Origin of the sequence: Microbacterium sp. CFBP 8794, from assembly GCF_014841235.1 — a bacterium.
GTDB lineage: Bacteria > Actinomycetota > Actinomycetes > Actinomycetales > Microbacteriaceae > Microbacterium.
Map to the genome: position 1 here is coordinate 601,781 of NZ_JACYTT010000003.1, position 18,087 is coordinate 619,867.

An 18,087-nucleotide genomic window follows, 5' to 3' on the forward strand; every position below is an offset into this window, starting at 1 on the left:
CCGGCGCGGAGGGCTGGCCAGAATCGCCGCATGGCGACCTTCCTTCTCATTGCGGCCTCGAGCGACATCGGCGGGGCGACCGCGACCCGACTGCGCGACGCCGGTCATCGCGTTGTCACGACGGCGCGGGATTCCTCGGTCATCGAGCCCGACTTCGTTCTGGATGCCACGGACTTCGACGCCGTCGACCGCGTGGTCGGCGAGGTGGGCGAGCTCGACGGCATCGCGGTGTTCGCGGGCTCGATGCTGCTCAAGCCCGCGCACCTGACCTCGCGCGAGCAGTACGACGGCCTCATCGCCGCCTCTCTGACCACGTCGTTCGCCGCCGTGCGCGCCGCCGGGACGCACATGCGCGACGGTGGCTCAGTGGTGCTGGTGTCTTCGGCCGCGGCCCTGGCGGGACTGCCGAACCACGACGGCATCGCCGCCGCGAAGGCCGGGGTCATCGGGCTAACGCTGTCGGCCGCCGCCAGTTACGCGTCGCACGGGCTGCGGGTGAACGCCGTCGCGCCGGGCCTGGTTGAGACGCGGCTGACCGCGAAGCTCACGTCGACCGACATGTCTCGGAGAGTGTCGGAGGCCATGCACCCCCTCGGACGTCTGGGAGAACCCGAGGACGTGGCTCGGGCGGTGGAGTTCCTGCTCTCGCCCGAGAACGCGTGGATGACGGGGCAGATCATCGGGGTCGACGGGGGCCTCGGGAGCCTGCGGCCGCGCCAGAAGGTCTGACGCGGGCGTCGCGCGGTGCGCGGCGGGAGGCGCGAGGCGCACGGCGGGTGACCGGCGGAGGGCGTGGGGCGGAGGGAGGGTCGCTGCGCGGTGTGGGTCCTCCCGGCATCCCTGGCACTCCGCTCGTCACGTGGCGCCGGGTTGATCGCGCGGGGCGCGGGGTCGGGCTGTTCGCGCGGCGCGCGGGGTCGTGCTGCCCGTGCGGTGCGTGTTGCGTGATCAGCGGAGGGCCGGGGACGGGGGGAGGGTCGCTGGGTGGTGGGGGTCCTCCCTGCATTTCTGGCCCTCCGCTCGTCACGTGGCGCCGGGTTGATCGTGCGGTGCGCGACGCCGAGCTGCCAGCGCGGTGCCGTGGCGCGTGATCCGCGGAGGGCGTGGGACGGAGGGAGGGCCGTTACGCGGTGTGGGTCCTCCCGGCATCCCTCGCCCTCCGCTCGTCACCCGACGCCGCGCTGCGCGTGCTGCGCGACGCCGAGCTGCCCGCGCGCTACGCGACGCGGCGCGCCGGACACGAAGACGCCGTACACCTCGACGCCGCGAAAGGCCCCGACCCGGCCGGGTCGGGGCCTTTCGCGAGCGCGGATCAGACGCGCGAAGCCTCGGACAGTCGCCGCGCGGCGGCGAGGGCCTGGTCGAGGTCGGCCTTGAGGTCGGCGATGTTCTCGAGACCCACCGACAGGCGCACGAGGCCCGGCGTGACACCGGCGGTGAGCTGCTGCTCGGGCGTGAGCTGGGAGTGCGTGGTGGATGCCGGGTGGATGACGAGCGAGCGCACGTCGCCGATGTTGGCGAGGTGGCTGAACAGGCTGAGCGAGTTGACGAACTCGCGACCTGCCTCGACACCGCCCTTGAGCTCGAACGAGAGCACGGCACCCACGCCCTTGGGGGTGTAGTTGTTCGCGGCGGCGTACCAGGGCGAGGTGGGCAGGCCCGAGTAGTTCACGGTCGCGACATCGGGGTGCGACTCGAGCCACTCCGCGATCTCTTGCGCGTTCTGCACGTGACGCTCGATGCGCAGCGACAGGGTCTCGATGCCCTGGATGAGCTGCCAGGCGCTCTGCGGCGCGATGGAGGCACCCAGGTCGCGCAGCAGCTGCACGCGCGCCTTGATGATGTACGCGAGACCGTCGCCGACCGCCTGCGTGTACACGGCGCCGTGGTACGAGGGATCGGGCGTGGTCAGGCCCGGGAACCGGTCGGAGTGCTCCGACCAGGGGAAGGTGCCGCCGTCGACGATGACGCCGCCGATCGTGGTGCCGTGCCCGCCGAGGAACTTGGTCGCGGAGTGCACGATGATGTCGGCGCCGTGCTCGAAGGGACGGATGAGGTAGGGCGTCGCGATCGTGTTGTCGACGATGAGCGGCACGCCGGCCTCGTGCGCGACATCGGCGACCGTGCGGATGTCGAGCACGTTGATCTTCGGGTTTCCGATGGTCTCGGCGAAGAAGAGCTTGGTGTTGGGACGCACGGCGGCACGCCAGGCGGCGGGGTCGTCCTGGTTCTCGACGAACGTCGTCTCGATGCCGAGCTTCGCGAGGGTGTACTTGAAGAGGTTGTAGGTGCCGCCGTAGATCGAGCTCGACGACACGATGTGGTCGCCGGCCTGTGCGATGTTGAGCACGGCGATGGTCTCGGCCGCCTGGCCGCTGGCGACGAGCAGAGCACCCGTGCCGCCCTCGAGCCCCGCGACGCGCTGCTCGACGACGTCTTGCGTGGGGTTCTGGATGCGCGTGTAGATGTTGCCGAACTCGGCCAGCGAGAACAGGTTCGCGGCGTGGTCGGCGTTGTCGAACACGTACGAGGTGGTCTGGTAGATCGGCGTGGCCCGCGCCTTGGTGACCGGATCGGGCTGGGCACCGGTGTGGATCTGCTTGGTCTCGAAACGCCAGTTCTCGGGTGCCGACATGGCCGCTCCTCAGCTCGGGTGGCCTGGGCGGTCGCCTTGGCCTGATGCGAGCGTAGACACCGCCTCCGACATCGACAACAGGGGAGGACACGGGCCGTAACACCCGTGTCGGAGGTGCCCGGTAGCGTGGATGCCATGACGCGACGTGCAGTGGTGACCGGGGCCAGTTCGGGTATCGGAGAGGCGACGGCGCGACTGCTGCGCTCGCGCGGGTGGGACGTGGTGGGCGTTGCCCGCCGGGCCGATCGGCTCGCGGCGCTCGAGGCCGAGACCGGTGTCGTCGCCCGCGCGGCCGATCTCACCGTCGCCGACGACATCGCCGACCTGTCGGCCTGGCTCGCCGAGACCGGTGGCGTCGACGCGCTGGTGCAGGTGGCCGGTGGGGCGCGCGGCACCGACCGGGTCGAAGACGGTGACGCCGACGACTGGCGCTGGATGTTCGAGGCCAACGTGCTCTCGTCGCAGCGGCTCGTGGCATCCCTTCTCCCGCTCCTCCGCGAGGCCGCGACGCGCGTCGGGCACGCGGACGCGTTGTTCGTCACCTCCACCGCCGCGCAGACGGCGTACCCGGGCGGGGCGGGGTACAACGCCGCCAAGGCGGGCGAGGCCATGCTCGTGAACGCCCTGCGGCTCGAACTGAACGGCGAACCGATCCGTGTGATCGAGATCGCGCCGGGCATGGTGCGCACCGAGGAGTTCACCCTCAACCGCGTGGGCGGCGACCACGATGCCGTCGACAAGCTCTACGAGGGTGTCGGGGCCCCCCTGGTCGCCGACGACGTCGCCGACGTCATCGCCTACGCGCTCGATGCACCGGGGCACGTCAACCTCGATCTCGTGACGATGCGCCCCGTCGCGCAGTCGGCGCAGCACCTGCTCGCGCGGGGGCCGCTGCGCCCCCGTCAGAGCGAGCGCCCGGAATAGCCGAGAGGCCGTCTCCGCCGCGATCACCGCCAGCCCATCGATCCTCGGCCGGTCGAGCCCGAGGTCGTCGTTCAGGCCACCTCGCCGCGTGCGGCGTGGGCGGCGGTCTCGGTCTCGGCACTGTCGGCGAACGCCACTTTCGGCACGAAGAACAGCAGCACGGCCGCGGCGAATCCGCCCGCCGCGCAGATCGCCCACACCGTCAGGTAGCCCGCGAGCGGTGCGGCGGTGGCGGCCACGGCCGCCCCGGCTCCACCGGCGAGGACCACGCCGAAGACGGCGGACGACATCGTCCCGCCCACGGTCTTGGTGGTGTTGGTGAGGGCGGATGCCACCCCCGTCTGCCCGCGAGGAGCGGCGGCGGCCGCGGCCGCGGGCATCGCCGCGACGAGGGCGCCCGAGCCCATCCCGGCGATCGCGAGGCACAGCAGCACCTGCCAGAGCTCGACGTGCAGGGGGAGCAGGAGCGCGTATCCCGCGCCCACGAGCGTCGCCGCCCCGATCAGCATCGCGCGCGGACTCGCCCACCGCGAGGTCACGGCGAACAGCACGGCGCCGACGATGAGCGAGACGAGGTAGACGCCGATGACGTTCGACCGGTCCGCGGCGTCGAGCCCCAGGCCGTAGCCGAGCGCGCGGTCGGTGCCGGCGTAGGTCGCGAGCGGGCCCTGCGCTCCCAGCAGGCTGATGCCCACGAGGAAGGCCGTGGCCTGCACCGGCCACATCTCGGGCCGGCGCAGCACGCGGATGTCGATGGCCGGATCGCGTTGGCGAAGCTCGAACAGCACGAAGACCACGCCCAGCACGAGGCCCGCGGCCAGCAGCCCGACGATCGCGATCGGACCCGGGCCGTCGGGGAGCCGCACGAACGACAGGGCGCCGGTGACGCAGAGCAGGGCGCCGGCGAGGATCGTGAAGCCGCCGATGTCGAGGCGGCGGTCGCTCGTCGACGGCTCGGACTCGGGCACGCCCCACCAGATCACCAGGCAGATGAGCGTCACGACGATCGCGGGGACGGCGAGCGAGAGGCGCAGATCGCCCCCGGTCGCGGTGAAGAGGCGCCCCGCGGCCAGGGCGCCGATGATCGCGCCGGCCTGCAGTCCCACGACGAGCAGACCTGCGGCGCGGCGGGTCTGCGACACCCCCCGCTGCTGCCGGCGTCCACGGTCGAAGATGAGGGCGATCTCGAGCGGCAGCCACACGACGTAGAAGCCCTGCAGGGCCCAGGCCAGCAGGAACGTCGTGAACGAGTCGGCGAAGACGAGCCACCAGCTCGCCGCCGCGGTCGCGATCGCCGAGAACAGCAGCACGCGCTTGTGCCCGAACATGTCGCCGAGTTTGGCCAGCACCGGCAGCACGAGCGCCGACAGCAGAAGCTGCGCGGCTTCGAACCAGTTGACGTCGGCGTCGCGGATCCCCAGGTGCGTGACGATGTCGGGCAGCAGGGGGACGTAGAACCCCTGAAGGATGCCGCTGGCGAGCTCCACCAGCACGAACCACCCGATGAGCCCCGCGGTCACCCCGAGCGCCGAGGTGCGCACCCGTCCGACCGCACCCGAGATGCGCGACATGGCGCGACGATAGCACCGCCGCCGTCCTCGGCATCCGCAATCGACTCCCCGCCGGGGTGCCACGATCGCACCGGGCACCCCGCGATGAGGCGGCATCGGGCGCGGCGGCGTCTCGATCACGCCCTAGGGTGAGACGAGTCGACGAGAGGAGTCCGGTGTGACGGACGAGCGCGAGCGGTTGAGCTGGGACGATTTCGGGGTCGCCACGCGCGACATCTCCCGGGCGATCGTCGCCGACGGGTTCCACCCCGAGGTGGTCGTCGCGATCGCCCGAGGCGGACTGCTGCCGGGCGGCGCCATCGCGTACGGACTGGGTGTGAAGAACTGCGGCGCTCTCAACGTCGAGTTCTACACCGGCGTCGGCACCGTCCTCGATGCGCCCGAACTGCTGCCCCCCGAGCTCGACCTGTCGTACCTCACCGGACGACGGGTGCTCCTCGTCGACGACGTCGCGGACAGCGGTCGCACCCTCGACCTCGCCGTGAAGCTCCTCGGCCGGCACGGCGCCGAGACCCGTTCCGCCGTGATCTACACGAAGCCGTCGACGATCATCACCCCCGACTACGCGTGGAAGGACACCGATCTCTGGATCGACTTCCCCTGGTCGCACCAAGGGTCGGTGCACGAAGAAGACGCCGCGTGAGCGGCAAGCCTCTCGCGCAGCTCGCCGATGCCGGCCTGATCGACGCGTCGTGGGTGACGCCCCTCGCCCCGGTCGCCGACGACATCGCGGCGCTCGGGGAGCGCCTGCGCACCGAGGGGCAGCCGTACCTCCCCGCCGGTGACCTCGTGCTGCGTGCGTTCCGCACGCCGATCGACGCGGTGCGCGTGCTCATCGTCGGCCAGGATCCGTACCCCACCCCGGGGCACCCGATCGGCCTGTCGTTCGCGGTCGACCCGCACGTGCGGCCCGTGCCGCGGAGCCTGTCGAACATCTACCGCGAGCTCTCCGACGACCTGGGGATCGCCCCCGCGCCGCACGGCGACCTCTCGGCCTGGGGCGCGCAGGGCGTCATGCTGCTGAACCGTGTGCTCACCGTGGCGCCGGGCTCCCCGGCATCCCATCGGGGGTGGGGGTGGGAGCGCGTGACCGACCATGCCATCCGCAGCCTCGTCGCCCGCGAGGCTCCGCTGGTCGCGGTGCTGTGGGGGAAGGATGCCATGAACCTGGCCCCCCTGCTCGGTGACACCGCCATCGTGTCGTCGCCGCATCCGTCGCCCCTGTCGGCCAGCCGGGGGTTCTTCGGCTCGAAGCCGTTCTCGCGGGTCAACACCCTGCTCGAGGAGCAGGGCGCGGACCCCGTCGATTGGCGTCTCCCGGCCTGACGACGGCGCCGCGCGGCCCGGGGTCACACGCTCGAAACGCCGCTGTGCGTAAAGTGTCGAACGTGCTGGAAGAGGAGTACGAGAAGGCCCGCCGTCGGTTACCTACGCACCTGCGGCGCGCGCCGGAGCCCGAACGACCGTTCACGTATGAGATCCGCCCGGCCACCGAGGCCGACATCCCCCACATCCGCGAGATCTACAACTATTACGTGCGCAATTCCGTCGTGACCTTCGACGAGAAGGCCTGGACGATCGCGAAGTGGCGCGACAAGTTCGCCACGTTGAACAAGCTCGGACTGCCCTTCCTCGTGGCGGAGTCGCCCAGCGGTCAAGTGCTCGGGTACGCGCTGGTGCAGCCCTGGCAGTCCAAGTCGGCGTACCGGTACACGGTCGAGAACTCGATCTACCTCGGTCAGGCCGCGGCGGGCAAGGGACTCGGCCGCGCCCTGCTGGAGGCGCTGATCTCCGCGTGCCAGGAGCTCGGCATCCGCGAGATGGTCGCCGCGATCAGCGACAAGGGCGCCGACGCGTCGATCGCCCTGCACGAGAAGCTGGGGTTCACCGAGGTGGGTCGCATGGGCCGCGTGGGCTTCAAGTTCGGCCGCTGGCTCGGAGTCGTGTACCTGCAGAAGAGCATCGTGTCGAAGAAGAAGCGTCGGAGGCTGTTCGGCTGACGCGAGCCGCGCGGCCGGCGCTCAGCGCGAGCGCGGCGTCGACGGCGCGGCCCGGCGCACCTCGTCGACGAGCGTGCGCCAGGGACCGTCGACCTGACCGTCGCCCAACCGCGCTCGCCGCACGGCGATGCCTCCGCGATGCACCTCGATGCGCCACTGATAGCGGTCGGCACCCGACGACGCCGAGGGGGCGGCATCCCACGGGCAGCTCTCGACGAGTTCGCGCCACTGAGCAAGACGCGCCGGGTCGGGCTCGGCCCGCCACTGCTTCTGCAGCCCGGCGAGGCCGCCCGAGCGCACGACGACCACGGCGAAGCGCTCGTCGTTCGCGGCGTCAGGCTGCGGCATCCTCCTCGACGCCGACTGCGACCCATGCGGCGCGGACGGCGGCGACCTCCTCGGACTCCTCACCGTACTCGCTGGCGGCGGTGGCGCGCGTGGCGGCGGCGAAGGCGGCGAAGTCGGCGGTGGGCGAGAGGGTGCCCGCGGTGAGGGTGCGGTACCAGATGAGTCCGGCGCGCTCCCAGGCGAAGCCGCCCAGTGTCGTCGCGGCGACGTGGAAGGCGCGGTTGGGGATGCCGGAGTTGATGTGCACGCCCCCGTTGTCGTCGTCGGTCTCGACGTAGTCGCGCATGTGTCCGGGCTGCGGGTCGGTGCCGAGCACGTCGTCGTCGTAGGCGGTGCCGGGTGCCTTCATCGACCGCAGGGCCTCGCCCTGCACGTCGGGCGCGAAGATGCCCGCGCCGATCAGCCACGACGCTTCGTCGGCGCTCTGGCCGAGCCGGTGCTGCTCGGCGAGGGCGCCGAACACGTCGGACAACGACTCGTTCAGGGCGCCGGACTGCCCCTGGTACTCGAGACCCCCGGCGGCCTCGGTCACCCCGTGGCCGAGCTCGTGCGCGATGACGCTGAGCGAGCGGGTGAACCCGACGAACACCTCGCCGTCGCCGTCGCCGAACACCATGCGCTCGCCGTTCCAGAACGCGTTGTCGTAGTCGTCGCCGAAGTGCACCGTCGCGAGCAGCGAGCCGCCCGCCGCGTCGATGCCGTCGCGCGCGAAGGCGTCCCAGAAGAAGTCGTAGGTGGCACCGAGACCGTCGTACGCCTCGTCGACGGCGGCGTCGCCGACGGGCTCTTCGTCTTCGCTGCGCACGCGTCGACCGGGCAGGTTCTCGCTGTTCTGCGCGTCGGAGATGATGCGATCGGGGGCGGGAACCGCTTCGGCGACGAGCGCGTCGCCGTCGATCGACAGCCGGAGCCGGGTGCGTGTGGGCCGCGGCGGCCGCGGCATCGCCAGGGTCTTGCGTGCCGCGGCGGCCGCGCGTGCGAGCCGCGGGTCGTCGGTGGACGCGAGCCGATCGAGCAGGAACGGGGGAACGATGCCGGGGTACATGCGCCGAGGTTAGCGCCGACCTCCGACATCGCGGCATCCCTTGCTCACGCGCACGACGGCGCTCCGCAGCGCACGGGATGGGTCCATCCGCGCGAAGACCGCCGCGCCGAAGCCCGTTCCCGGGGCGGCGGTGAACTTCAGCGCGGCAGGGTCGGGATCGACGCCAGCAGCTGCCGCGTGTACGCCGCCTGGGGCTGCAGCAGCACCTTCTCGGTCGGGCCCTGCTCGACGACCTTGCCGTCCTTCATCACCACGACCTGATCGCACACGCTCTGCACGACGCCGATGTCGTGCGAGACGAGCACGAGGGTCAGCTCTTCTTCGGCGCGCAGGCGCGCGAGGAGGCGCAGGATCTGCGCGCGCACGGTCACATCGAGGGCCGACAGCGGCTCGTCGCCGACGAGGATCCGCGGGCGGTGCACGATGGCGCGCGCGAGCGCGATGCGCTGGCGCTGACCGCCCGAGAACTCGTGGGGGAAGCGCGAAGCCATGTCGGCATCGAGGCCGACCTGCACGAGCACGTCGCGCACCCGGGCGCGCCGGTCGCCGTCGACGCCCAGGGCCCAGAGGGGTTCGCCCACGATGCGACCGACGTCCATGCGCGGATCGAGCGACGCGTACGGGTCTTGGAACACCATGCCGGTGGTGCGGCGCAGCCAGTGCAGCGAGCGGGCGGAGCCGCCGGCGACGACGGGGCGCCCCGTCACCTCCACGGTGCCCGCCGACGGGGTGTCCAGGCCCAGCAGCAGCCGGACGAGCGTGGACTTGCCCGATCCCGACTCGCCGATGATCCCCACCGCCGAGCCCGCGAGCACCGACAGGTCGACGTCGTCGAGGGCCGTCGTGCGTTCGGGCCGGGCGAAGCCCTTCCGCGGTGCGGGATAGGTGCGCGAGAGCCCGCGCGCGTGGATGAGCGTCTCGGTCATGGCGTCTCCCCACCGGTCGGCGCGGCGTCGGGGGCGGCGGCGGTCGCGCCGGACCCGCCCGCGTCGCGCTGTGCGGGCTCGACCGGCACGCCGGCCGGGGTCGCGGCATCGTGACCGGCGGTCTCGGGATGCCAGAGCGTCGCCGTCGCGTCACGCAACAGCGCTCGCGTGACCGGCGACGACGGTGCCCGCAGCAGGTCGGCGACCGCTCCGTGCTCGACCACGCGGCCGTGCTCGAGGACCACGGCGTGGGTGGCGACCTGCGCCAGCACCGCGAGGTCGTGGGTGATGAAGACGAGGGACATCCCGGCGTCGTGGACCAGGGACCGCAGCAACGACAGGATCCCGGCCTGGATGGTGACGTCGAGGGCCGTGGTCGGTTCGTCGGCGATCAGCAGACGGGGACGGCACGCGAGCGCCATCGCGATCGCGACCCGCTGGCGTTGACCGCCCGAGAGCTGGTGCGGATAGCGCGCGACGATGCGCTCCGGATCGGGAAGGGCGACGCGTTCCGCCTCGATCACGGCGCGGCGGGCCGCCTCGCGGCGGGAGACGCCCTCGTGGATGCGCACCGATTCGCCGATCTGGCGCCCGACCGTGCGGATGGGGTTGAGAGCTGTCCGCGGCTCTTGGAAGACCATGCCGATGTCGTCGCCGCGCAGGTGCGCGAGCTCGCGGTCGGGAAGACCGAGGATCTCGCGGCCGTTCCAACTCACGCTTCCGGAGGCCCGGGCGTCGTCGGGCAGCAGCCCCAGGATCGCCAGGGCGGTGAGGGACTTGCCCGAGCCCGATTCGCCGATGATGCCGACCCGCGCGCCGTCGGGCACCTCGAACGACACGCCGTCGACGACGGCGCGGCCACCGATCTCGATGCGCAGGTCTTTCACGACGAGGCTCATGCGACCACTCCCGGAACGTGGGTGCGGGCGGCGGGTGCACGCTGAGCGAGCGTCGGATCGGCGGCTTCGCGCAGGGCGTCGCCGAGCAGGTTGAGCCCCAGCACGGTGAGGGTGATCGCCAGACCCGGCCAGACCACGGTGAGCGGGTGCACCGAGATGTACGACTGCAGATCGCTCAGCAGGACGCCCCACGACGGCTGGGTGACCGGGGCGCCGAAGCCCAGGTACGACAGTCCGGCCTCGGCGAGCACGGCGACCGCCATGCCCCACGACAGCTGCACGATGAAGACGGGGGCGACGTTGGGCAACAGGTGGCGGGTGAGGTTCTGCCAGGGGGTCAAGCCGCTGGCACGCCCCGCGAGCACGAAGTCGCTGTGCAGCACGCGACGCAGTTCCGGGCGCGTCACGCGGGCGATGTTGACGCCGAAGCCGCTCCCCACCGACCAGATGACCACGGCGAGCGAGCCGCCCCAGACAGCCGAGATCATCATGGCGATGATCAGCACGGGGAACGCGATCAGGATGTCGACGAGCACGGCGATGCTCTCGCGGATCCACCGTGCGGTGAGCGAGCCGAGGGCGGCGAGGGCGAGGCCGAGCACCGACGCGACGATCCCCGCCCCGACGGCGACGACGATCGTCGTGCGGGCCCCCGCCATGAGCAGGCTCGCGATGTCGCGACCGTTGTTGTCGGTGCCGAGCACGTGCGGCCACGAGGGGGAGAGCCAGCGCGCACGCGCGTCGACGGCGGCGGGATCGAACGGCGTCCACACCAGCGACACCACGGCCGTGATCACCAGGAGCACGACGATCAGGATGCCGAACCGGCCGGTGCCCAGATTCCACAGGCGTTTCAGGGTGCTCACGAGGCCTCCCGCTGGCGGGGATCGATCAGGCGGTGCACGAGGTCGACGACGAAGCCGACGAGCAGCACGAACCCGGTGAGGGCGAGCAGCTCGCCCTGCACCTTCGGGAGGTCGCGCGCCGCGACGTCGGCGACGAGCATGCGGCCGACGCCGGGAAGGGTGAACAGCTGCTCGATCACGACGGCGCCGACGATGATGCCGGCGATCTGCAGTCCGAGCACCGTGATCACCGACAGTCCGACGTTCGGCAGTCCGTGGCGCACCAACGCCCGCGTGCGGGTCAGTCCCTTCGCCGCGGCCGTGCGCACGTAGTCCTGTCCGAGGGCCTGCAGGGTGGCGCTGCGGACGAACCGCAGGAGCATCGCGCCCTCGACCACGCCGATGGTGAGCGCGGGGAGCACGAGGGCGCGGAACGCCGCCCCGGGGTCGTTCCACCCGGCGCGGGGGAACCCCTGCGGCGGCAGCCAGCCCAACCAGACGGCGAACACGACCACCAGCAGCATCCCCGCCCACACCACCGGCACGGCGGCCAGGGCTTGCGACGCGACGCTGAGGGCGGTCCCCCCGGCGGTGCGCCGGCCGAGGGCCGACAGCACTCCGAGCGGGATGCCGATGAGCAGGGCGACCGTAAGCGACATGACCGCGAGGGGTACGGTGACCCGCGCCTTGTCGAGGAGTTCGGCGGCGACCGATTCGCCGGTGACCAGGGAGGTACCCAGATCGCCTCGCAGCAGCCCGCCGATCCAGTCGAGGTACTGCGTCCACAGCGGCACGTCGAGGCCCAGGCTCTCGCGCAGGGCGGCGACCTGTTCGGGGGTCGACTGCGTTCCGGCGATCAGCTGCGCGACGTCGCCGGGGAGCACCCGCAGCGACAGGAAGATCAGCGCGCTGGCCACGGCCAGGCCCAGGAGAAGCAGGCCCAGCCGTGTCAGCGCGTAGCGGATCACTCCGATGAGACCGTCACGCCCGCGAGGGGCAGGCGCACGTTGAGCGAGTTCTTCGGGAAGTTCGCGACGTTCGTGCCGACCGCGGTGCGCGGGGTGGCCAGGAGCAGCCAGTCGGCGGCATCCTCGTCGTCGACGATGCGGGCGGCCTCGGCGAGCAGGTCGGAGGACTGCTGTTCGTCGGTGGTCGCCTGGGCCTGCGCGTACAGGCTCTGCACCGTCGCGTTGTCGTACCCGAAGTAGTACGTGGGGTTCGCCCAGTTGCCGAAGTCCCGCGCCTCGACGTGACGCACGAAGCTCAGGTCGTAGTCGTGGTTCGTGTAGACGTCCTGCAGCCAGGTCGAGAAGTCCACCGATTCGACCTTGAGCGTGACGCCCACGTCGGCGAACGACGACACGAGGAACGTCGGGATCGACGTGGGGTAGACGTTGGGGATCGTCAGCGTCAGCTCGAGGTTCTCGGCACCGGCCTGGGCGAGCAGGTCGCGGGCGCGGTCGGGGTTGTACGACACGCTGCCCGTGAGGTCTTCGTACCCGGGGTCGAGCGGGGGGATCGGACCGTTCAGGGTCTGCGCGGCGATGACCGTCTCGACGAGGGCATCGTGGTCGATGGCCAGACGCAGGGCTTCGCGCACCCGCTGGTCGGTGAGGGGGGCGCGCTGGTTGTTGAACGCCAGAGTCGCCTTGTCGGTGGTCAGGCCCGTGTCGATCGTGAAGTTCCCGGTGCCCTCGACCTGGCTCTGCAGTTCGGGGTCGACCTCGAGGGCGACGTCGAGGTCGCCGCTGACGGCGGCGTTGACGGCCGCGCTGCGGTCGGGGATGTAGTCGAGGACGACCTCGGCGACGCCGGCCTTGTCGCCCCAGTACCCGTCGTATCGGGCGAGCGTGAGGCTCTGACCGGTGTTGCGCGACGCGACCGTGAACGGCCCGGTGCCGTTCGCGGCGGTCTGGAAGTTCGTCGTGTCGGCGTTCTTGAACACGAGTCCGGCGCGGCCGGTGAGGGTGAACAGGAAGTCGATGTTCGGCTGCGCGAGCGTCAGCACGACGGTGGACGCGTCGGGCGAGGCGATCGAGGCGACGTTGGCGAGGTCGGCGCTGTTCTGGATGGTCGCGTCGTCCTTCGCCGTCTGCAGCGAGGTGACCACGTCGTCGGCGGTCATCGCGGTGCCGTCGTGGAAGGTCACGCCCTCCCGCAGGGTGAAGGTGTAGGTCAGCCCGTCGGGCGAGATGGTCCACTCCGTGGCCAGGGCCGGGACGATCGCGTTGTCGTCGTCGCCGTTGCGGGTCACGAGACCCTGGTAGACGTTGTCGACGAGGGCCTGCTCGAGGGCGGCTCCGCTCGTGTGGCGGATGTCGAGGTTCGACGGTTCCAGCGACAGACCCACCGTGAGGGTGGCGTCGGGGTCGACGTCACCGGTCGGGGCCGATGCGGTGTTCCCGCCGGTGCAGGAGGTGAGGAGGAGGGCTCCGATCAGGAGCGCGCTCGTGGCGAGGGCGGTGCGGCGCAGCATTGCGGGGATGTCCTTTCGCAGGCCGAGGGCATCCGAGTGCTGTGGATGCCGTGCATGGGGTGGGAACAGCCTACTTTCACCCGCATTCCCTCCACGTCTTTCATGACGGTGCGCGACGCCGTATGACGAGGAACCCGCCTTCGGGTGAGCCCCGCGGGCCGCGCCGAGGCTCAGGCGGGGGCGGCCGCGTCGCGGATGATGTCGGCGAGCGCCGCCGGGTCTTCCTCCTGCGCGTTGTGGCCGGTGGGGAGCACGCGCACGGCGGCACCGGGCACCCGTTCGACGAACTGGTCGGCGTCGGCCGCGGTGACGAAACCGCGTTCCCCGCGGATCAGCGTGATCGGGGCGGAGACACCGGCCACGTCGTCCCACCCGGTACTCGAGAGCACCGCGCGAACGGCATCCGGGGTCGTCGCGTCGGCACCGGCGTTCGCCGCCGCTGCGGCGAGGTGGGCGAAGTGGTGCTTCCACTCGACGCGGCCGTCGGCCCGCACGCGCGAGTTGAGGAAGACCCCGCGTTCCGCGGCGTCGCGCGTGCCGCCGAGCCCGAACGACAGGGCGCGGTCGACCAGCTCGTCGCGCGACGCCCAGTCGGTGGGGCCGGCGAAGAACGCGCGGATCTGCGCGGGTCCGGCGCTCGGATCGACCCCCGGGGTGATGTCGACGACCACGAGACGCGCGACGAGCTCGGGACGGGATGCCGCGACGGCGGCCGCCGTGAGCCCGCCGAGCGAGTGCCCGACCAGCGTCTGCGGGCCCTCGGTCCAGGCTTCGAGGGCGATCGCGACGTCGGGGGCCAGCACGCGCGCGACATAGGCGGCGTCGTCGCGCCACGAGGAGTCGCCGTGGCCCGGCAGGTCGAGGGCGAGGGCGGGGACCCCCAGGTGGAGCAGCGTCGTGTCCCACGTGTGGGCGTTCAGCCCGGCACCGTGCAGCAGGGTGACCTCGGGCGGAGCGTCGCCCCACCGCAGGCCGCTCAGCGTGCGTCCGTCGGGCAGGGTGAGCTGCACCCGCTCGACGGAGGGGACGTCGAGGCCGAGATCGTCGGCCTGCGCGGGAAGGAACGAGAACTCGTCGACCTCGGGCATGACAGCCACCCTGTCATCGCGGGCCCGGATGCCGCCACCTCGGCGCCTCGGGGCGTCACGGCGGGCGTCACGGTCGGCGCCCGATCGACGGCAGGACGCGACCGGTGGGTCGGCGAACGCGGCACCGGTCGCACCCGCCCGCCGTAGGCTGTCGCCATGGGCGAGGAACAGCGCGTGCACCTGTCGAAGAAGGCTCCCGAGGCCTACGCGGCCCTGCGGTCGTTCTCGACCACGGTCGGCCGCATCGCCGCTGAAGCCGGCATCGACGCGCGGCTGCACGAGATCGTGCAGATCCACGCGTCGCAGCTCAACGGCTGCGCCTTCTGCGTGCGCGTGCACGTCGACGCGGCGGTGAAGGCCGGCCTCGACGCCGACGTCATCGCCCAGATCGCCACCTGGCGCGAGTCGGGGGTCTTCGACGAGCGGGAGCGGGCGGCGCTCGAACTGACCGAGTCGTTCACGTTCATCCACGACGACGGCATTCCCGACGAGGTGTACGACCAGGCCGGCGGCATCTTGAGCGAGCAGGAGTACGTCGCCCTCAGCTGGGTGCTCGTGGCGATCAACGCCTTCAACCGCGTGGCGATCGCGGGTCGGTACCCCGTTCCCCCGCGCGGGGGGTCCGCCGGGGGCGTCGCCGACGGCCCCGCCCCCGCCGCCCACCTCCACGGCGAGGACCCCGCGTGACCGGGTCGCCGGAGTCGCGATCGTCCGCGTCGCGATCGCTCGTGTCGGGTGCGACGAACTTCCGCGACGTCGGAGGTCTGCCGACCCGAGAGGGACGCACGCGCGAGGGGGTGCTGTTCCGCTCCGGCAACCTCGTGCACCTCGACGACGCCGGGGTGCAGACGCTGCGCAAGCTCGGCATCCGGCGCGTGATCGACCTGCGCGACGAGGCCGAGGTCGCCCACGCACCCAGCCGCTTCGACGACGTGCCGGTCGACGTGCAGCACACCCCGCTGTTCCTCGGATCGGTGGCGTCGTTCTTCGCGCGCGATCTGAGCCTCGCCGACATGTACGACGGCATCGTCGACGACTCCGCCGACCGCGTCGTCGAGGTGGTGCGCGGCCTGCTCGACGCCCAGCCCGTGCTCGTGCACTGCACCGTCGGCAAGGACCGCACGGGGGTCACGGTCGCGATCGCGCTCGCCGCGGCGGGGGTGGATCGCGAGGCCGTCATCGCCGACTACGCGCGCACCGAGGCTCTGCTGCCCGCCGAACGCAACGCCGCCGTGCTCGCCGCGATCCGCGCGGTGCACCCCGGCAACGTGCACGTCGAAGACTTGGCGACCCGGTCTCCGGCGCCGGTGATGCGCGCACTGCTCGACCGGCTCGACCGCGAGTACGGCTCGCCGGCCGGTTACCTGCGGGCGCACGGGCTGAGCGACGACGAGCTGCGCCGGCTGCGTGCGGTGCTGGTGGGCTGAACCGCGGGGGCCGAGGCCCGCCGTCTCGTCGACGTCGAGATACAAAGGGGGAACTCAGGTTAGGCAACCCTTCACTCGCGGTATAGTGGGAGCCATCATGACCACCTCCACCGAGCACAACGACGCCGCGTGCCGCACGTCGCGGCACACCCGCGTGCAGCACCTGGTGACCGCCGACGAGACCTCTCTCGTCGAGCTCCAAGCTCTGCTCGCGACGTTGCCGATCTGCTCGACCGGGCGGGTGTTCGTCGAGGTGCCCGACGAGTCGTGGATCGGACGCATCGCCGCCCCCGCGCGCATGACGCTCTCGTGGCTCGACCGTTCGCGCCGCGGCGGCGCCCCGGGCACCGGCCGCGGTTGCGCCCCGGGCGAGGCCCTGGCGCGGGCCGTCGCCGGCTGGTCCGGCGAGATGCTGTGCTGCGACGACGACGCCACGCGCGTGTTCCTGCTGGGCGGCTACCTGGGTACCGCCGAGATCGTCGACGACCTGGTCGCGCGTCACGGCGTCGACGCGCAGTCGATCCACACGCCCGAGCGCTTCGGTCTGGCGACCGCACGCTGAAGCGGGCCCCGCGGCGTCGCGAAGACCCCGCAGCCGTCGACACCGACGGTGATGATTCGGTTCAGCTGCCTCGCGGCACGTAGTTGCCCTCGATCAGGCCCGCCTCGATCTCGAAGCGGTTGCCTAGCGGATCGCGGCCCGCGAGCGCGTAGAGCACGGGCATCAGAAAACCGTAGCGACGCCACTGGCGGTGATGCACGGCCTCGTGTCCGAGGACGACGTCGGTGGGGCGGGCGTCTCCGGTGAGGAAGCATCCCCCGACGCACACTCCGCCGCGCGGGAACGCCCACGAGGGCAGGCCGCGGAACACCCAGAGGCCCTGCCGCTTCTCGATGCGGCCGGTGCTCCACAGCGATCCCCACACCCACCCGACCGTGCAGCCGTACCAGTAGCCGACGCGGCTGACGGGGGAGTCGAGCAGCACGGCGGGAATGAAGCGATCCCAGACGCGACCGCGCGCGACGGCGCGGTCCGCGCGCTCGCGCCAGCCGGCCGGAGGAGGCGGGAGGGGGCTCATGCCAGGGCTCCGATCAGTCGAAGGATCGTTCCGAGGTCGTCCACGGCGGCGGCGGGCGACGACGGCGAGAACTCGGTCAGGGTCGCCCCCGCCATCGGCATCCGTTCTCTCAGACGACGAATGGATGCCACGACGTCGGCCGTGCGCGCGCCGAAAGGCACGGGGTGGGCGACGCCGGAGATGTCGGCGGGATCGAGGACGTCGAGATCGACGTGCACGTAGACGCGCGAGGCCCCGGTGGCCACGACCGCGTCGGCCAGGGCGTCGGGGTCGGCCAACGCGTCGGCCGAGACGACGCGCACGGCGTTGTCGTCGACGTAACGCTGCTCCTCGTCGTCGAGCGATCGGGTGCCCGCCAGCACGAGACGCGAGGCGGCAATGCCGGGGTGCAGGCGCAGGGGGTCTTCGCCCTCGCCCGTGATCGCGCGCAGCACCATGCCGGTGAACGCGCCGCTGGCGGAGGACGCGGGGGTGTGGAGGTCGGGATGCGCGTCGATCCACACGACGGCGAGGTCGTCGTCGGCCACGGCCGCCACCGCGCCGAGGGCGACTCCGCAATCCCCGCCCACGACGATCGCCGGTTCGACGGAACCGCGTACGGCATCTTCGATCCGCTCGCGCATGCGCCAGAGGGCGGTGAGCCGGTGGACGCGCGTGCCCTGGGCGTCTCCTGCCTCGGTCGGGGCCTCGAGCACCGTCGTCGAGGCACGGGGCAGGTCACCGGCGATGGCGTCGGCGCCGTCGATGAGCTGCATCGCCCGCGACGACGACGAGCCCTGCCACTGCGGGGCGACGATGAAACGCGTCATGGGTGTTCCTCGCGA

The 18,087-nt window shown here is 71.9% G+C and carries 20 protein-coding genes; 8 read left to right on the forward strand and 12 right to left on the reverse strand.

Annotated features, from left to right (window positions below; genetic code table 11):
• The first annotated feature begins 30 nt into the window (after window positions 1–30).
• Complete coding sequence (locus tag IFU19_RS10190; protein WP_192013611.1) at window positions 31–729, forward strand: SDR family NAD(P)-dependent oxidoreductase; 699 nt, start codon at window positions 31–33, stop codon at window positions 727–729.
• 583 nt (window positions 730–1,312) lie between these two features.
• On the opposite strand, the gene IFU19_RS10195 is transcribed toward IFU19_RS10190, so the two are convergent.
• Window positions 1,313–2,635, reverse strand: a complete 1,323-nt coding sequence (locus IFU19_RS10195; RefSeq protein ID WP_192013613.1) for a bifunctional o-acetylhomoserine/o-acetylserine sulfhydrylase — start codon at window positions 2,633–2,635, stop codon at window positions 1,313–1,315.
• Between the two features lie 135 nt (window positions 2,636–2,770).
• Here IFU19_RS10195 and IFU19_RS10200 point away from each other — a divergent pair, with 135 nt between their 5' ends.
• Window positions 2,771–3,559, forward strand: coding sequence for an SDR family oxidoreductase (locus tag IFU19_RS10200; RefSeq protein WP_191915236.1), 789 nt, complete (start codon window positions 2,771–2,773; stop codon window positions 3,557–3,559).
• Between the two features lie 71 nt (window positions 3,560–3,630).
• On the opposite strand, the gene IFU19_RS10205 is transcribed toward IFU19_RS10200, so the two are convergent.
• Window positions 3,631–5,130, reverse strand: coding sequence for an MFS transporter (locus IFU19_RS10205; protein ID WP_191915237.1), 1,500 nt, complete (start codon window positions 5,128–5,130; stop codon window positions 3,631–3,633).
• A gap of 157 nt (window positions 5,131–5,287) precedes the next feature.
• Here IFU19_RS10205 and IFU19_RS10210 point away from each other — a divergent pair, with 157 nt between their 5' ends.
• The 3 genes from IFU19_RS10210 (at window position 5,288) to IFU19_RS10220 (ending at window position 7,130) form a co-directional block, all read left to right on the forward strand.
• Window positions 5,288–5,773, forward strand: coding sequence for a phosphoribosyltransferase (locus tag IFU19_RS10210; protein WP_055834678.1), 486 nt, complete (start codon window positions 5,288–5,290; stop codon window positions 5,771–5,773).
• Window positions 5,770–6,456 (forward strand): uracil-DNA glycosylase, encoded by a 687-nt coding sequence (locus tag IFU19_RS10215; protein WP_192013614.1) that lies wholly within the window; start codon window positions 5,770–5,772, stop codon window positions 6,454–6,456. The genes IFU19_RS10210 and IFU19_RS10215 overlap by 4 nt, the downstream gene beginning before the upstream one ends.
• A gap of 62 nt (window positions 6,457–6,518) precedes the next feature.
• Window positions 6,519–7,130 (forward strand): GNAT family N-acetyltransferase, encoded by a 612-nt coding sequence (locus IFU19_RS10220; protein ID WP_055835940.1) that lies wholly within the window; start codon window positions 6,519–6,521, stop codon window positions 7,128–7,130.
• Between the two features lie 21 nt (window positions 7,131–7,151).
• Here IFU19_RS10220 and IFU19_RS10225 read toward each other — a convergent pair whose 3' ends face one another.
• From IFU19_RS10225 to IFU19_RS10260, 8 genes are all read right to left on the reverse strand, one after another.
• Complete coding sequence (locus IFU19_RS10225; protein ID WP_192013616.1) at window positions 7,152–7,478, reverse strand: protealysin inhibitor emfourin; 327 nt, start codon at window positions 7,476–7,478, stop codon at window positions 7,152–7,154.
• The gene (locus IFU19_RS10230; RefSeq protein ID WP_055936772.1) at window positions 7,465–8,523 is read right to left on the reverse strand and encodes a M4 family metallopeptidase; all 1,059 of its coding nucleotides are present in this window, start codon (window positions 8,521–8,523) and stop codon (window positions 7,465–7,467) included. The genes IFU19_RS10225 and IFU19_RS10230 overlap by 14 nt, the downstream gene beginning before the upstream one ends.
• 137 nt (window positions 8,524–8,660) lie before the next feature.
• Complete coding sequence (locus tag IFU19_RS10235) at window positions 8,661–9,449, reverse strand: ABC transporter ATP-binding protein (protein WP_192013618.1); 789 nt, start codon at window positions 9,447–9,449, stop codon at window positions 8,661–8,663.
• Window positions 9,446–10,348: an ATP-binding cassette domain-containing protein gene (locus IFU19_RS10240; RefSeq protein ID WP_192013620.1), complete on the reverse strand. Its 903-nt coding sequence runs from the start codon at window positions 10,346–10,348 to the stop codon at window positions 9,446–9,448. Before IFU19_RS10240 ends, IFU19_RS10235 begins: the two co-directional genes overlap by 4 nt.
• A complete protein-coding gene (locus tag IFU19_RS10245) occupies window positions 10,345–11,214 on the reverse strand; it encodes an ABC transporter permease subunit (RefSeq protein ID WP_192013622.1) in 870 nt (289 codons plus the stop codon). The genes IFU19_RS10240 and IFU19_RS10245 overlap by 4 nt, the downstream gene beginning before the upstream one ends.
• Window positions 11,211–12,161 carry an ABC transporter permease gene (locus IFU19_RS10250; protein ID WP_055834693.1) on the reverse strand — a complete coding sequence of 317 codons (951 nt, stop codon included), beginning with the start codon at window positions 12,159–12,161 and terminating at the stop codon, window positions 11,211–11,213. The genes IFU19_RS10245 and IFU19_RS10250 overlap by 4 nt, the downstream gene beginning before the upstream one ends.
• Window positions 12,158–13,669, reverse strand: a complete 1,512-nt coding sequence (locus tag IFU19_RS10255) for an ABC transporter substrate-binding protein (RefSeq protein ID WP_055936777.1) — start codon at window positions 13,667–13,669, stop codon at window positions 12,158–12,160. Before IFU19_RS10255 ends, IFU19_RS10250 begins: the two co-directional genes overlap by 4 nt.
• A 170-nt stretch (window positions 13,670–13,839) precedes the next feature.
• Window positions 13,840–14,757 carry an alpha/beta fold hydrolase gene (locus IFU19_RS10260; RefSeq protein WP_192013624.1) on the reverse strand — a complete coding sequence of 306 codons (918 nt, stop codon included), beginning with the start codon at window positions 14,755–14,757 and terminating at the stop codon, window positions 13,840–13,842.
• Between the two features lie 156 nt (window positions 14,758–14,913).
• Between IFU19_RS10260 and IFU19_RS10265 the strand changes: the two genes are divergently transcribed.
• The 3 genes from IFU19_RS10265 (at window position 14,914) to IFU19_RS10275 (ending at window position 16,746) form a co-directional block, all read left to right on the forward strand.
• Window positions 14,914–15,444 (forward strand): carboxymuconolactone decarboxylase family protein, encoded by a 531-nt coding sequence (locus tag IFU19_RS10265; protein ID WP_249405405.1) that lies wholly within the window; start codon window positions 14,914–14,916, stop codon window positions 15,442–15,444.
• Entirely contained in the window at window positions 15,441–16,184 is a 744-nt protein-coding gene (locus IFU19_RS10270) for a tyrosine-protein phosphatase (protein WP_192013626.1), read from the forward strand. The genes IFU19_RS10265 and IFU19_RS10270 overlap by 4 nt, the downstream gene beginning before the upstream one ends.
• A gap of 97 nt (window positions 16,185–16,281) precedes the next feature.
• A complete protein-coding gene (locus tag IFU19_RS10275; protein WP_055834704.1) occupies window positions 16,282–16,746 on the forward strand; it encodes an SIP domain-containing protein in 465 nt (154 codons plus the stop codon).
• Window positions 16,747–16,807: 61 nt separating this feature from the next.
• Here the strand turns inward: IFU19_RS10275 and IFU19_RS10280 are convergent, their stop codons facing one another.
• Window positions 16,808–17,263, reverse strand: a complete 456-nt coding sequence (locus tag IFU19_RS10280) for a Fe-S oxidoreductase (RefSeq protein WP_192013627.1) — start codon at window positions 17,261–17,263, stop codon at window positions 16,808–16,810.
• On the reverse strand, window positions 17,260–18,072 hold the full coding sequence (locus IFU19_RS10285) for an arginase family protein (RefSeq protein WP_192013629.1): 813 nt from the start codon (window positions 18,070–18,072) through the stop codon (window positions 17,260–17,262). The genes IFU19_RS10280 and IFU19_RS10285 overlap by 4 nt, the downstream gene beginning before the upstream one ends.
• Between the last annotated feature and the right edge of the window lie 15 nt (window positions 18,073–18,087).